Below are 14,807 nucleotides of genomic sequence, written 5' to 3'. Positions count from 1 at the left end.
TGCGGACCGCCGGCGCACCACACGCTCCCCCAGCCTTGCAGCGTGTTCGAGAAGAGAAGAGAACCGCCTATGCCCATGCTCGAGATCCGTCGGCACAGCAAGCGCTCCGGGGACGAGGCCGTGCACCTCTCCCAGGAAGGGGTGGAACTCGCCCGCTGGTCCGGAACCCTCATGGGCCCCTTCCAAGTCGTCGCCACCAGCGTCGCGCCCAGGGCGCGCGAGACGGCCATCGCGATGGGCTTCGCGGTCACCGTCGAACTGCCGACCCTGGCCAACGTCAACGAGTTCCTCAAGGAGTCACAGGCGGCGGCCTACGACGTCGGCGCGCCGTTCACCCGCCTGGCGCGGCTGGTGGGCCGCAACGGCAGCGCCGTCCACGCCTACTCGCACGCACTGGCGCGGCAGTGGTCGGAGCTGATGGCGCCGCTCGGCGCCGGGGACGCGGGCCTGGTCATCGGCCACGGCGGCCACATCGAATGCGCGCTCACCGCGCTGTTCCCCGAGGCCGAGCACGACGAATGGGGCGCGCTGTTCGGGTACATGGAGGGCGCGCGGCTCCACTACGACAGCGCCGCGGGGCGCTTCCACGACATCGAGTTCGTCCGCGGCTGAACGCGAGGGCCCGGCCGGAGCCGGGCCCTCGCTCGGTTCAGCGGCCGACGCGGACGGTCAGGCGCGGCAGGTACCAGATCGCGAAGGCAACCGCGGCGAGCGCGTAGACGGCCAGGATCGGCACCGGGAATCCAAGGCCCACACCGGAATCCTCGAACTGGAGGCGTTGCAGGGCCCATTTCATCGCGCCCGAGGTGAGCCCGTCCTGGAACGTCAACTGCTTCCAGAGCTGGTCCTGGACGTGCACGAGCAGCAGCACCAAGGCCATGAGCGCCGCCATCGGCCAGGCCGCGGCGGCGAAGGCGCGCCGGGCCTCGCCCGTGGTCGCGCCGTCGGCGACCGCCGCCCGGCGGCGGTCCTCCAGGGCCCAGCACAGGGCCGTGAAGACGAACAGGACCGGGATCGCGACCCACGCGCGCGTCGGGAACGACCCGATGATCGTGTACTGGCCTTCGCCGGCGACCGCTTCGAGGTGCGCGGCCGCGAGCGGGCCGGTGCCGACGAACAGCCAGGGCGCGAACAGCAGCAGGAGCCAGCGCGAGGCGTCGCCGAGGGGGCGGACCGCGCCGATGGCGAACCCGCCGAAGGCCGCCGCGGTCAAGGCGATCCCGGTCGTGACCAGGGGCGGGCCCCAGGTGCGGCGGATGACGAACCACAGGGACTCGCCTTGGGTGATGTCCTCGCCCAGGCGCGTCAGCCACGGCAGCAGGTAGAAGCCGACGGCCGCGACGAGGACCAGGAGCACCGCGGCCCCCGCGATGGCGGCGGCGGGGCGGCCCCTCGGTTCGATCGGGCCGGGCACGACGTCGATCCGGGTGCGCGTCGCGGCGAACAGGACCGCGGCGGCGAGGCCGAGCACGGCGAGGATCGTCAAGAGCAGCACGGACTTCGCGGTCGCGCCGCCGACGTCGAGGCCACCGCGCAGGCCCGTGTAGATCTGCGCGAGCGGCGTCGCGGCGTCGCTGGGCAGGCCGGTGACGTCGCCGAAGACGAACATCTGGAGCCCGGCGGCGGTCACGGCGAGCGCGGTCAGGCCCGCGGCGGTGAACGCCGCGGCGGTCTTGGGGCCGGTGCCGCGCTGGACGGCGAGGCCGACGAGGACGCCGAGGCCGAGCACCGTGCCGGAGACGAGCCCGGCCCAGTCGTACAGGCTCACTTCGTGGTCGCTCTCGCCGACGATGCGGTGGACGAGCCAGGCGAAGGTGAGCGCGCTGGGGGCGAAGCCGACCGCGGCGAGGCTCCAGACGACGCGGGAGGCGGTGCGGACGGTGGTGCCGGCCCGGTGGAGGCACCAGGCGGCGAGCGGGGCGAGGACCGCGCCGGTGAAGACCATGAACCCGATCGGTCCCGCGAGGTGCGCGAGGCCCTGGGCGAACAGGCCGTCGTCGAAGATCCGGTCGTAGTTGGCGGGTCCGGACTCGGGCGCGGGGTTGAAGGCGCTCAGATTCTCGAGCCGGCTGAGCTGGATGGTGCGGAGGGTCGGCAGGAGGTAGGCGATGACGGCCGCGACGAGCGGCACGACGAGGAGGCCGAGCCCGCCGACGAGGCGCGGGACGGTGCGTTCCTCTTCCAGCAGAAGGGATTCGGGTGAGAAGAGAGGGTCGGAGGGGAGACGCTGGAAGGTGACGGTGGAGTCGTCGGACGGGCCTTGGGGAGAATCGTGCGGCGGCGGAGGGGTCTCCGGGCCTGGTCGGAAGTCCATGAGCGTTCCTGTGTGGATGAGGGATCGAAGGGTTCCCCACATCATGCGCCATCGGTCCGAGGAGAGGAACGGCGGAAGGGCCCCACGGTCCGGAATGGACCGTGGTGCCCGCTCTGCCCGATGTGCGAAAGGAATCGATCGTTGAAGGACGAAGGTTCCGAGCGCGCAGCGGGGCACGAGCACACCGCGGCGGGGAGAGGCGGGACGCGAGCGAAGGGACACACGAATCGAGTTGCTGGGCGGGGACAGCGGTACGACGCCGGGGCGCTGGGGCGCTCGAATCCGGCTGCCGGGACAGAAGGCGGCTCTGGGTCGCTCGAGTCGGGTCGTCGGACCGGACCGGGGCTGCCGTGCGGTGCCGGGGCGCTGGCGCACGAATCGAATTGCCGGACCGGGGCAGCGGCGCAGCGCTCGAATCAAGTTGGCGGGCCGGAGCGGCGGTGCAACACCGCGACGCTGGTGCGCCCGGTTGCCAGGCCGGGGCCCTGGAGCGCTGCGGCACGACGCCGAGGCGGTAAATTCAGATTGCCGGGCCGAAACGGCCGCGCAGCGCCGGGAAGCCGAGGCGCTGGTGCGCGAATCGACCTGCCGGACCGGAGCAGCGCGGAGGCGCTGCGGCGCGCAGATCCGGTTGCCGGACCGGTGTGGCGGCACGGCGCCGAGGCAGTGCGGTGGCGCAGCGTCCGGGCCCGGTTGCCGGACCCGGACGGCGACGCGGCGCTCGAATCGAGTCACCGAGCTGGGGCGGCGGTGCGGCGCTCGAATCCGGCTGCCAGGCCGGGACGACGGTGTGGTGCCAGGACCCGGTGCGGTGCCGGGGGCGCTCGAATCAAGTTGCCCGGCGGAACCGGCGGTGCTTTGATCGGGGCATGTCCAGCACCGCGCAGTACTTGGCGTTCATCGTCGCCTCGCTCATCGTGATCCTCATCCCCGGCCCGTCGGTCATGTTCGTCATCGGCCGCGCGCTCGCCTACGGGCGCAGGCAGGCGATCCTGACGGCATGGGGGAACGCCGCGGGAACCTTCTGCGCCGCCGCGCTCGCGGCGCTCGGGCTCGGCGCGCTCATTCAGGAGTCGGCGCTGGCGTTCGCCATCGTCAAGTACGCGGGCGCGGCGTACCTGATCTACCTGGGCGTCAAAGCGCTTCGCGACCGCAAGGGGCTCATGGCCGAGTCGGACCTGGAGTCCGCGACCCCGAAGCGGGCGCTGGCGACGGCGGCTGAGGGCTTCATGGTGGGCCTGCTGAACCCGAAGTCGATTCTGTTCTTCCTGGCGATTCTCCCGCAGTTCGTGAACGGCGCCGCGGGCTCGGCGACCGCGCAGATGCTGCTGCTCGGCGGGACATTCGCGGCGCTGGCGGCGGCCTGCGACACCGGCTGGGGCCTGGTGGCCTCGGCGGCGAGGGACGCGCTGCGGCGTCCGCGACCCAAGCTCGTGCTCGCCAGGGCCGGTGGCACGGCCCTGATCGGCCTGGGCGTCGCGGCGGCGGCTGGTAAGCAGGCCTGACTGGCGAGCGCCGGGCACATCGGGACGGGCACGCAGGCCACCGCACACCGCTCACGGTCGGGCCGCGCGTCTCGATGGCGCGCACTCCGCCGCTCGCGGTAGGGAGCCACGCATCGCAAGGTACGCGCACTCCTCCATTCGCCGCTGGCCGCTCACCGCTCACCGCTCACCGCATTATCCGACCGATCGCCGGTCCGAGGCCCGTGGAAGCGCTTGCATATCGATATTCATGGATATATAGTTCAGTCACCCTCACGGCGAACCAGTGTTCAGCGACCACACCTTCTCCCGGCTCGCGCGGCTCGAAGAACGGGCCGCCTAGACGCCCCGGCAGCGTCCAGAGAGGACCCCCATGCCTGCACTCACCCAACCACGCCTGCGAAGAGGCATCATCGCCGCCGCGGCGGCGCTCTTCGTCACGGCGACCGCGCTCATCGCGGTGATGATGCCGAAACCGGCCAGCGCCGCGCAACTGACCGAGGTCACCAACTTCGGGAACAACCCGAGCAGTATTCAGATGTTCATCTACGTCCCGGACAATGTGAGTCCGAACCCCGCCCTAGTACTCGGCATCCACTGGTGCGGCGGCTCGGCCCAGGACTTCTACAACGGCACCGAATGGAACCAACTGGCCGACCAGTACGGGTTCATCGTGGTCTACCCGTCGGTGACGCGCGCCAGCAAGTGCTGGGACGTTTCGTCCGCCGCGTCGCTCACCGGCACCGGCAGCGACTCGGTCGGCGTCAAGTCCATGGTCGACTGGACCGTCAGCACCTACAACGTGGACACCGACAACATCTTCTCGACCGGGATGTCCTCGGGCGCGATGATGACCAACGTGATGCTCGCGGTCTACCCGGACGTGTTCGAAGCGGGCGCCTCCTTCGCGGGCGTGCCGTTCACGTGCTTCCGGACCACCGACGGCTCGGACTGGAACTCCCAGTGCTCGCAGGGCCAGCTCGACCGCACCCCGCAGCAGTGGGGCGACGAGGTCCGCTCGGTCAACCCCGGTTACAGCGGGCCGTGGCCGCGGATGCAGATCTGGCACGGCACCAACGACGACGTGCTCCAGTACCCGAACTTCGGCGAGCAGATCGACCAGTGGACGAACGTCCACGGGCTCAGCCAGACCCCGGACTCCACGGACACGCCGCAGCCGAACTGGACGCGGACGCGCTACGGCGGCACCGGGTCGCAGGCGGCGGTCGAGGCCGTGAGCCTCCAGGGCGTGGGGCACAGCCTGTTGATGAACGGCATGGCGGCCAGGGCGCTGGAGTTCTTCGGGCTGGACGGCTCGGTGGACCCGACCGACGACCCGACGGAGGATCCGACCGAGGACCCCACTGAGGATCCGACGGAAGACCCCACGGATGACCCGACCGAAGATCCCACCGAGGACCCGACAGGAGACCCGGTGGGCGGGTGCTCGGCGGCGATCACGGTGGTCAGCAGCTGGGACTCCGGCTGGCAGGCCAATGTGGACATCACGGCGGGGAGCGCGGCTATCAGTGGCTGGACCCTGACGTGGACCTGGCCCAGCGGCCAGTCGATCTCCAGTTCGTGGAACGCGACCGTGAGCGCGAGCGGCTCGACCGTGACCGCGGGCGACGTGGGCTGGAACGGCTCGGTGGCCGCCGGTCAGACGGCGTCCTCGGCCTGGGGCTTCATCGGCTCGGGCTCGCCGGTCACGCCAGCGGTGACCTGCACACCCGCTTAGGAGAATTGCGGAGCGGTCGGGGCCGCGGGGACTTAGTTCCCCGCGGCCCCGACCGTGCAGGCGCTTGCTCCACAACACACGATCACGCGGACACTCGCCCCGCAACACCCGACCGTGCACTCACTCGCCACGCATGGAGTGACGCTCGACACACACCGCCCTGAATCCGACCCGAAATGTCGTACCCATAGGTCAGGTTTGTTGAACCGGGGGCCCACAGTTCTCGGCGAAACCGGTGTTCGTCGTGCCCACGAAACGCCTTGCGCACGCGGCTTCTCAAGACTCGCTCCCCGCCCACGGTTCCCGGGCGAACCGGGATCTGCCTTGCCCGCCGAACACACCCATGGTCGCGGGATCCCAAAGCTCGCCCCCTGCCCCGGTTCCGGGGGCGGACCGGAGTTTGTCGGCCCGGCGAAACCCGCCGCACGGTCGCGGCTTCCCAAAACTTGCCCCCGGGCACGACTCCCGGGCGAACCTGTGTCCGTTGTGCCTGGGAAACGCCACCGTGGTGGCGACTTCTCAGAACTCGCCCCCGCCCACGATTCTCGGCCGAGCCGGTATTCGTCGTGCCCGGGATACGTCCCCCGTGGTAGCGATGTCTCTAGACCCACCCTTGCCCCGGTTCGCGGGCGGACCGGTACTCGTCGTGTCCACGAAACGCGCCACTGCGGTCGCGACTTCTCCACGCTCATCCCCTGTCCTGGTTACCGGCCGAACCGGAGTCCGTCGAGCCGCGAAATCAGCACCCAGCGGTCGCGGCTTCTCAAGGCTCACGCCCTGCCCCGCGCCCTACACTTGGCGCGACACGGATTGGAGCCGCCAGATATGACCGTCTTTCCCCCTGAAGTCCTCGAACGCTTCGCCGACGCGGGCATGGACCTCGAAAAGCTGTTCTCCGCCGGCGAACTGGGCCAGCGCATGGGCATCGAGATCCTGGAGGCCGCACCCGAGCGCCTCACCGCGCGCATGGCGGTCGAAGGGAACCGCCAGCCCTACGGGCTCCTCCACGGCGGCGCCTCGGGCGTCCTGGTCGAGACCCTCGGCTCGATCGGCTCCATGCTCCACGCAGGTCCGGGCAGAATCGCCGTGGGCGTGGACCTCAACGCGACGCACCACCGGGCCGTGCGCGAAGGCTCCGTCACGGCCGAAGCAACACCGATCCACCGCGGCCGCTCAACGGCGACCTACGAGGTCATCGTCAGCGACGAGGAGGGCCGTCGCGTCTGCACCGGCCGCCTCACCTGCATGATCCGCGACGAACCGACCCGGTGACGGTCCCGGGTTCGGTCGCCTGACATCGGAACAGGATTCGGTGCTGCGCATCGGCGCCTCAGCCGGCACGCGCGGAGTACATAGAGGCTGTTGCGCATCGGCTCCTTTGCCGGGACGCACGGAACACCTGGAAGCGGAGGCTTTCGTGCGGGAGCCGGCGCGTTGCGCCGGTTCCCGCACGAAAGCCTCCGCCCGTAATCGGGCGACGGACCAGTCGCCGCTCGGTTCCGAACGGGCCCGGTCGCTCTCTCAACACGCCGAGCACAGGCCTTGTGCCCAGTCTCAGCTCCGAGCGGGTCCGGTCGCTCTCTCAACTGACCGAACACGGCCCCGGAACTCGGCCTCGGTTCCGAACGGGCCCGGTCTCGTTCTCTACACTCCGAACGCAGCCCCAGGGCCCGGCCGCAGTCCCAATCAGGCCTGGTCGCTTGCCCTACACGCCTAACACGACCCCGCCTCCGGCCTCGGTTCCTCGCGGGCCCGGCCACTTCCGGCTGGGTTGTCCGCGCGGCGGGGCCGATCGGCTTGGTCCCTCGCGGGCCCGGTCGCTCCTGCCATCACCATTCGCTCCCGGAACCCTCGCCGTTCACTCCGTGCCCAGCAGGCCCTGCATCGTGCCGTAGTCGAGGCCGCCCTCGACCGCCTCGTACGAGTCCGCTTCGAAAAGCGCGAGCGCAGCCTTCCGCGCCGCCGCATACGCCACCGCCGCGACCCCCGGGCCCAGGCTGACCCGGGCGACCCCGAGCCGTTCGAGGACCGACGGCGCCGGCGCGCCGGGACCGGCCATCACGTTCAGCGGCAACTCGATCGCCTCGGCCAGCGCCGCGATCGTGTCCGGGTCGGTCAGGCCCGGCACGAAGATCCCGTCCGCGCCCGCCTCTGCATAGGCCGCGGCGCGAGTGACGGCGGCTTCGAACCTGGTGTCCTCGGGTCCGATCCCGGCCAGGTAGAGGTCGATGCGGGCGTTGATGAACAGGGCAGGACCGGCCCCTTCCCGGGCCGCCGCGAGGCGTTCTGCCTGCTCGGCGATCGGCCGCAAGGAATCGGGGGTCTCGGCCACTGTGTCCTCGATGTTGACGCCTGCGGCGCCGGCGTCGGCAACCGCGCGGAGCGTCTCGGCGACCTCCTTCGCCGTTGCGCCGTAAGCGGATTCGATGTCCGCCGACACCGGGACGTCCACGGCCCGGACGATCCGGGCGATGGCGGCCACGGCCGTCTCGCGGTTGAGCGCGTCGCCGTCCGGGAGGCCGAGGCTTCAGGCGACCCCGGCGCTGGTGGTCGCCACGGCCGGTGCCCCGGCGGCGGCGATGACCGCGGCGCTGGCGGCGTCCCAGCAGTTCGGCAGGCGCAGGATCGGGCCGGTGTGCAGGTCGCGGAAGCGTTGCGCGTTGTTCGTCATGCCCGCAATGGAACCAGGGATGCCGCAACACGGCTCGCCGTTATTCGACATCACCGTCAACTGCGCTTGAAACTCCGCGGATGACGGCACGTGAACGGCTTTGCGGAGGGACCGGGCGGCCGGTCCCTCCGCTATGTCAGGCGAGCCCGGGGACCGGTGCGCCTTCGAACTCCCCCGGCCTTGCGCCCCTGCGGTTCGGCGGTTCGATCTCGGCGGCGTCGAGGTAGGCGCGGGCCAAGACCCAGCCCTCGGCGTCCGCGAACCACACCAGCAGGCGCGCGGGCCCGGCGGCGGGCGGGACGGTCACGGTGACCGCCGGCGAGAGCCGGAACGGCTCGGCCTTCACCGGCTCTGACGCGGCCTCGGACGCCGGAACCGCGGTCCCGAACGGGGTCCCGGCCGGGACCCAGGCGGCGTTCACGGTGCCGGACACCGCGTTCGGGCCGTGGTGCGAGACGTGCGCGTCGAGGGCGAACGGCGCCTCGGGCACCGCGATGTCCGCTCCGGCCGCGGCGGGCACCAGATCGAGCACCAGCACCGTGTCGGCGTTGACGTCGGCCGGGACGCACCCGCCCCAGTCCTTGCGGCGGCGCGAAGCGTCGAGCAGGCCCGCGGCCTCGTGCTCCACGTCGGCGAACTCGGTGTACACGTACCCGGCGAAGCGGTCGTGGCGGCGCAGTTCCTGTGTCTCCCAACGCAGGTGCCAGGCCCGTTCGAGGCTCGTGAAGCCCTCCCCATACTCGCTGTTGACGATCGGCAGGCCCCGGCGCGGCACGTCCGCCGAGCCGTAGAAGGACTTGTCCACAGTGAAGTCCGGGCCGAGTCGGACCGCGAACGCGTCCTGCTCCCCCGCGGCCATGCGGGCCACGGCGTCCTTCCACCGGCCCAGATCCGGTTCGTAGTAATGCCAGTCGACCAGATCGGTGCGCACGTGCGACCAGCCGGAGTTCTCCACGATCGGCCGCGTCGCGTCGAGTTCCCGCAGCCGCTCAAAGGCGTGGACGGCGGCCTCGGCGCGCGCCGGGCTCCCCGGGATGTCCCAGTCCAGGCCCCACTCCTCGTTGTACAGGCCCCAGATCACGATGCTCGGGTGGTTGCCGTCGCGCTCGACCATCGCCGGGAGCTGCGCCTCGAACGCGGCCGCCGCCTCCGGCGAGAACCGGCTCGGGCAGGCCGGCTCGGCCCACACGAGCATCCCGGTGCGGTCGGCCTCGTGGAGCCACAGGGGCTCTTCGAACTTGAGGTGCTTGCGCACCAGGTTGTAGCCGAGACTGCGGGCCAGTTCCAGGTCGCGCAGGAGCGCGGCCGCGTCGGGGGCGGTGAGCCCGGTGTCGGGCCAGTAACCCTGGTCGAGCACGCCGCGGAGGTAGACGCGTTCCTCGTTGAGGTACAGCTCCTCGCCGCGGGACTCGAAGCGGCGCAGGCCGGTCGTGGCCCTCACGCGGTCCGCGCCGTCGCCCGAGCCGGTGGTGACCTCGACGCGGTACAGATGCGGGCGTTCGGGAGTCCACAGCACCGCGTCGGGGATCTCGATGCGGCCCTTAGCGATGCCGTCCGCGGCGGCCGTCAGGTCGATCGCGGGGCCCGACTCGACGGCGGCGCGCACGGGCGCTCCGGCCGGGGCGTCGCCTTCGAGGACCACCGTGACGTCGATGCCGGTGAGGCTGTCGCCGCGCAGGACCACCGAGCGCGCGTAGGTGCGCCCGCGCGCCTCCAGCCACACCGTCTGCCAGATTCCCGAAGTGGGCGTGAAGGACACGCCGTCGTAGTCGTCGCGCGGGATCGACCGCTGCTTGCCATGCGGGATCGCGCGCTTGTCGGCCGGCGCCGACACCTCGACTTCGAGTTCGGCGCTCGCACCGGGCACGAGCAGGTCCGTCACGTCGAACTCGAAGGACTCGTAGCCGCCCGAGTGCTCGCCGACCGGTTCGCCGTCGATGCGGATCGCGGCATGGTGGTGGACCGCGCCGAACGAGAGCACCACGCGGGCCCCGGCCCACTCCGCGGGCGCGGTCACGGTGCGGCGGTAGACGCCCCGTTCGAGCCAGGTGCGGCCCACCCCCGAGGCCCCGCTCTCCCACGCGAACGGGACCGTGATCGGGCCCTCGAAGCCGTCGGCGGCGAAGTCCCAGCGGCCGTTGAGGTTCAGCCAGCGCTCCGACCGGTCGCGGTCGGGCCGCGGGTACTCCGGCCGCGGGGCGGTGGTCTCGGGTGGGAATGCGGTCATGGGTCAGCCCTTCACGCTGCCGGCGAGGATGCCGTTGATGAAATGCCGCTGGAGCAGGATGAAGAGCACCAGCAGCGGGACGAGTGCGACGGAGCTCGCCGCGAGGAGTTCACCGGTGACGGTCGCGTAGTCGGCGCCGATCCGGTTGCCCGTGATGTTCTGCGCGAGCGTGGAGAGCACGACCTGGAGGGTCGACATGCGCTCGGAGTTCGCGGCGACCACGGGCCAGACGAAGTCGTTGTAGATGTTCATGACGGTGAGGACGGCGAGCCCGGCGAGGCCGGGCCGGATGACGGGGACGATGACGCGCCAGAAGATGGCGAACTCGCCGCAGCCGTCGACGCGGGCGGCGTCGAGCAGTTCGTCGGGGACGGCGCTGATCACTTGGCGCATCCAGAAGATCGCGAACGCGTCGACCGCGCCGGGCAGGATGAGCGCCTGGTAGGTGTTGACCCAGCCGAGCTCCTTCATCTCCAGCAGCAGCGGGATGATGAGGACGATGGTGGGCAGCATGAGCGTCACCAGGACCGCGCCGAAGACGAGGTTCTTGCCGGCCCACTGGTACTTGGCGAACGCGAACGCCGCGAGCGGGGCGAAGAACATCGTGATGGCGCCCTTGAAGAGGAGCACGATCGCGGTGTTGGTGAAGCCCTGGCCGATCGGGACGTCCTGGAACATCGCGATGTAGTTGTCGAGGGTGAACGTGGTCGGGTCGAAGGAGAGCGGATTGCGGATGATCTCGTTCGCGGGTTTGAACGCCGACACGAGCGCCCAGGCCACGGGGGCGAGGAACGCGACGAGCAGGAGCATCAGGAAGGCGTGCGAGGCGATGCGCGGGCGGGCGCGCTCAGTGGTGGTGGCCATCGTCAGTCCTTCGCTCGCAGGAGTCGCACGAACAGCAGCGACAGGGCCATCACGAGGACGACCAGGAGGAACGAGTTCGCCGCGCCGGTGCCGAGGTCGGCCCGGGTGATGTGGTTGTAGAGGTAGTAGCCGGCGGTGGTCGTCGAGTTGTACGGGCCGCCTTGGGTGACGACGAACGGCTCGGCGAACATCTGGAACACCGCGAGCGTCTGGAGCACGACGGCGAAGCCGATGGTGCGGCGCAGCAGCGGCACCGTGATGCTCCACAGTTGACGGAACTTGGAGGCCCCGTCGAGGTCGGCGGCCTCGTAGATCGAGCCGTTGATGGACTGGAGTCCTGAGAGGAGGATGATCACGATGAACCCGGTGGTCTTCCACAGGAACAGCAGCGCGAGGGTCGGTTTGGCCCAGGCGCTGGTGGTGAGCCAGCCGACCTCGGGGGCGCCGAAGGCCCCGAGGAGGGCGTTCACGGCGCCGTACCGCTGGTCGAACAGGACCACCCAGATCTGGGCGACGGCGACCAGCGGCGTCACGAACGGCACGATGAACGCCACCCGGTAGAGCCCGCGGAGCTTGAGTTTCGCGGAGTTGAGGAGCACGGCCACGAGCACGCCGAGCGCCATCTGCACCGGGACGATGAGCAGCCACAGCACCGCGGAGTTGCCCAGGGACCCCCAGAAGGAGGGGTTGGTGAGCAGGTAGGTGTAGTTGTCCCAGCCGACCCACGTCGCGGCCCCGGTGCCGCGCCAGTCGGTGAAGCTGAGCCGGGCGGTGAAGTACAGCGGGTAGACGCTGAACGCGAGGAACACGGCGACGAACGGCAGCACGAAGAGGTACGGCGCGAGTCGCCTGCGCATGCGGGGTCCGCCGATGCCGCGCCGGGGGCGCGCGGCACCGGTGCGGGCGGCTGTCGCGGTCACTGGCGGTCGACCAGGTTCGTCTGGATGTCGTCGGCGGACTTGGCGAGGACCTCCTGCGGGGTGAGGTCGCCGTCGAGCATCCGCTGGAGGTCGTTGCCGAGGTAGTCGACGGCGCCGGCCCACCAGGCGGGCGTGGGCGCGCCGCCGGGGATCTGGGCCCCGGCCTCGGTGGCGACGGCCCACAGGTCCTGGCCGCCGAGGGCGGCGATCGGCTCGAACAGCGGCGCGGACGGGTCGGCGGCGGGCAGGTAGCTGGGGATCGAGGTGGTGAGCCCTTCGGGGTAGACCTCGTTCGGGCCCCACACGGCGGTGTAGCCGGCCTCGTTGAACATGAGGAACTCGTAGAACAGCCAGGCGAGGTCGGCGTTCGCGCCCTGCTTGGGGAGGACGAACGAGGAGCCGCCCATGGCGCCCGAGCGGGGGCCGCTGGCGTCCCAGGCGGGCAGTTCCATGGCGCGCCAGTCGCCGCTGGTCTCGGTGAGGAGCTGCTGGGGCGCGAAGCTGAACCAGATGGCCCAGGGGTAGAAGACCTGGTTGCCGTTCTCCAGTTCGGCGATGTCGGTGGGCGTGAGGTACTCGGCGCGGGTGCCGAGGCCCTCTTGCCGGACGGTGTCGAGGAAGGTGAGGATGCGCTCGAACTCGGGCGTGTCGAGGCGCAGCTCGCCGTCGGCGTCGGCGATGGAGGTGCCAAGCTGGCTCGCGTACATCTCGAGTTGGAGCTGGCCGAGGAACGCGGACTGCTCCAGGTGGATCGGGCCCGAGCCGGGCACGGCGGCCTGGTAGTCGCGGGCGGCCTGGAGCAGGTCGTCGTAGGTGGCGATCGCTTCGGCGTCGATCCCCGCGGCCTCCAGCGCGGTCGCGTTGTAGAACAGCAGGCCCGGGTCGAGGTCGAAGGGCACGCCGTAGACGCCGCCGTCGATGGTGTTGACCTCGAGCTTCTGCGGCGCGATGTCGGCGCTGTAGGGCGCGAGGACCTCGCTGAGGTCCCACAGGTAGTCGGCGAAGCCGCCGATCTTGGCGTCGTCGAGGAAGACCCCGTCTGGGACTTCGGTGCCGGTGATGAGGGTGTTCTGGAGCTTGGCGTCGATGTCGACCGCGACGTGGTTGACCGTGATGCCGGGATAGGCCGCGTTGAAATCGGCGATGACGCCTTCGAAGACCTCGAAGAGGTCCCCTGAGCGGTCCCAGATCGTGATCTCGCCTTCGGGCTTGTCTGCGGTCGGCGCCTTCAGGACGCTCGACTCCCCGGAGTCGTCACCTGCGGTGATGTCGGGGCCGCATGCGGCGAGGGCGGGTGCCGCGGCGGCGAGGCCGGCGGATGCGAGCACGGCCCGTCGCCGGAGGAGATGGCGTTGCATGGACACTCCCTTGTGTGATTTGCCAACGTGTGCAAAATCTAGCACCCCTTTGCCGACGTTGCAAACGGTAGGATGGGACCCATGCCGGCAACACTTCGCGACGTCGCCGATCTGGCGCAGGTCTCCGTCCGCACGGTCTCCAACGTGGTCAGCGGATACGCGCACGTCAGCGCCCGAATGCGCCAGCGCGTGCAGCGCGCGATCGAGGAGCTCGACTACCGCCCCAATCCAGTGGCCCGCACCCTGCGCACGGGCCGCACGGGGATGCTCGCGCTCGTCGTCCCCGAGATCGACGTACCGTACTTCAGCGAACTGGCCCGCGACGTGATCGACGCGGCCGCCGAGTTCGGATACCGCGTGATGATCGACCAGACCGGCCACGACCACGAGCGCGAGCGGCGCCTGCTCATGGGCGACGACCGGGCGATGCTGTTCGACGGGATCCTCTTCAGCCCGCTCGTGACGAAGTCGGAGCTGCTCGACATGCACCGCTCGAAGCACATGCCGCTGGTGCTGCTGGGCGAGCACGAGTTCGACGGGCGCTACGACCACGTGGCGATCGACAACGTGCGAGCGGCGCGGGACGCGGTGGCGCACCTGGTCGCGATCGGGCGCACGCGGATCGCGGCGATCGGCGCGCAACCGATGGAGGAGTACGCGACCCCGCTCCAGCGGACCGCCGGGTACGAGACGGCGCTGGAGGAGGCGGGACTGGAGGTGCCGGCCGAGTACGCGACGCCGGCGGCGCACTACAGCCGCACGGACGGGTACGAGGCGGCGCGGGCGCTGCTGGCGCTGTCGCCGCGGCCTGACGCGATCTTCTGCTTCTCGGACCTGCTGGCGGTGGGCGCGATGCGGGCGGTGTTCGACGCGGGGCTGAGCGTGCCGGAGGACGTGGCAGTGGTCGGGATCGACGACATCGAGGAGGGGCGGTTCTCGCGGCCGTCGCTGAGCACGGTCTCGCTGGACACGCCGTTCATCGCGCGGGAAGCGGTCCGGCGGATCACAGCCAGGATCGAGGAGCCGGACGCCCCGGCAGAGGAGGTCGTGGCCCCGCACCGGCTGGTGGCGAGGGAGAGCACGGCCGAGGCGTAGCGGCGGGCGGTGCGGTACCGGCGTGCTGGTGCCGCCTCGGGCGGGTGCCCCGGTCAGCCGGGTCGGTCGGCTGTCGTGCGTTCGAGAAACGGCAGGACTAACGCGGCGAGTTCCTCGCAGCGGGCCACGCGGTACC

The 14,807-nt window shown here is 70.8% G+C and carries 10 protein-coding genes and 1 pseudogene; 5 read left to right on the top strand and 6 right to left on the bottom strand.

Annotated features, from left to right (window positions below):
• Positions 1-75 precede the first annotated feature (75 nt).
• Positions 76-612 carry a hypothetical protein gene (locus IF12_RS0104145; protein ID WP_030154876.1) on the top strand — a complete coding sequence of 179 codons (537 nt, stop codon included), beginning with the start codon at positions 76-78 and terminating at the stop codon, positions 610-612.
• Between the two features lie 37 nt (positions 613-649).
• Here the strand turns inward: IF12_RS0104145 and IF12_RS0104140 are convergent, their stop codons facing one another.
• Positions 650-2,314, bottom strand: a complete 1,665-nt coding sequence (locus IF12_RS0104140; RefSeq protein ID WP_030154874.1) for a hypothetical protein — start codon at positions 2,312-2,314, stop codon at positions 650-652.
• A gap of 869 nt (positions 2,315-3,183) precedes the next feature.
• Between IF12_RS0104140 and IF12_RS0104135 the strand changes: the two genes are divergently transcribed.
• From IF12_RS0104135 to IF12_RS0104125, 3 genes are all read left to right on the top strand, one after another.
• Complete coding sequence (locus tag IF12_RS0104135; RefSeq protein WP_030154872.1) at positions 3,184-3,819, top strand: LysE family translocator; 636 nt, start codon at positions 3,184-3,186, stop codon at positions 3,817-3,819.
• A 352-nt stretch (positions 3,820-4,171) separates the two neighbouring features.
• Positions 4,172-5,536, top strand: coding sequence for a PHB depolymerase family esterase (locus IF12_RS0104130; RefSeq protein ID WP_030154870.1), 1,365 nt, complete (start codon positions 4,172-4,174; stop codon positions 5,534-5,536).
• A gap of 825 nt (positions 5,537-6,361) precedes the next feature.
• Positions 6,362-6,808: a PaaI family thioesterase gene (locus tag IF12_RS0104125; protein WP_030154868.1), complete on the top strand. Its 447-nt coding sequence runs from the start codon at positions 6,362-6,364 to the stop codon at positions 6,806-6,808.
• Between the two features lie 586 nt (positions 6,809-7,394).
• On the opposite strand, the pseudogene IF12_RS22640 reads toward IF12_RS0104125, so the two are convergent.
• From IF12_RS22640 to IF12_RS0104100, 5 genes and pseudogenes are all read right to left on the bottom strand, one after another.
• Positions 7,395-8,207: pseudogene (locus tag IF12_RS22640) on the bottom strand (isocitrate lyase/phosphoenolpyruvate mutase family protein).
• 136 nt (positions 8,208-8,343) lie between these two features.
• Complete coding sequence (locus tag IF12_RS0104115) at positions 8,344-10,434, bottom strand: glycoside hydrolase family 2 protein (protein ID WP_051703940.1); 2,091 nt, start codon at positions 10,432-10,434, stop codon at positions 8,344-8,346.
• 3 nt (positions 10,435-10,437) lie between these two features.
• Complete coding sequence (locus IF12_RS0104110; RefSeq protein ID WP_030154864.1) at positions 10,438-11,298, bottom strand: carbohydrate ABC transporter permease; 861 nt, start codon at positions 11,296-11,298, stop codon at positions 10,438-10,440.
• Positions 11,299-11,300: 2 nt separating this feature from the next.
• Positions 11,301-12,155 carry a carbohydrate ABC transporter permease gene (locus tag IF12_RS0104105; RefSeq protein WP_081913170.1) on the bottom strand — a complete coding sequence of 285 codons (855 nt, stop codon included), beginning with the start codon at positions 12,153-12,155 and terminating at the stop codon, positions 11,301-11,303.
• A gap of 59 nt (positions 12,156-12,214) precedes the next feature.
• Positions 12,215-13,576, bottom strand: a complete 1,362-nt coding sequence (locus tag IF12_RS0104100) for an ABC transporter substrate-binding protein (protein ID WP_030154860.1) — start codon at positions 13,574-13,576, stop codon at positions 12,215-12,217.
• Between the two features lie 81 nt (positions 13,577-13,657).
• On the opposite strand from IF12_RS0104100, the gene IF12_RS0104095 reads away from it, so the two are divergent.
• Positions 13,658-14,671: a LacI family DNA-binding transcriptional regulator gene (locus tag IF12_RS0104095; RefSeq protein ID WP_030154857.1), complete on the top strand. Its 1,014-nt coding sequence runs from the start codon at positions 13,658-13,660 to the stop codon at positions 14,669-14,671.
• The last annotated feature ends 136 nt before the right edge of the window (positions 14,672-14,807 follow it).

Origin of the sequence: Glycomyces sp. NRRL B-16210 (assembly GCF_000719515.1) — a bacterium.
GTDB lineage: Bacteria > Actinomycetota > Actinomycetes > Mycobacteriales > Micromonosporaceae > Glycomyces.
The sequence above is the reverse complement of the archived record's forward strand: the minus strand, read 5'-3'. Positions and strand labels throughout refer to the sequence as shown.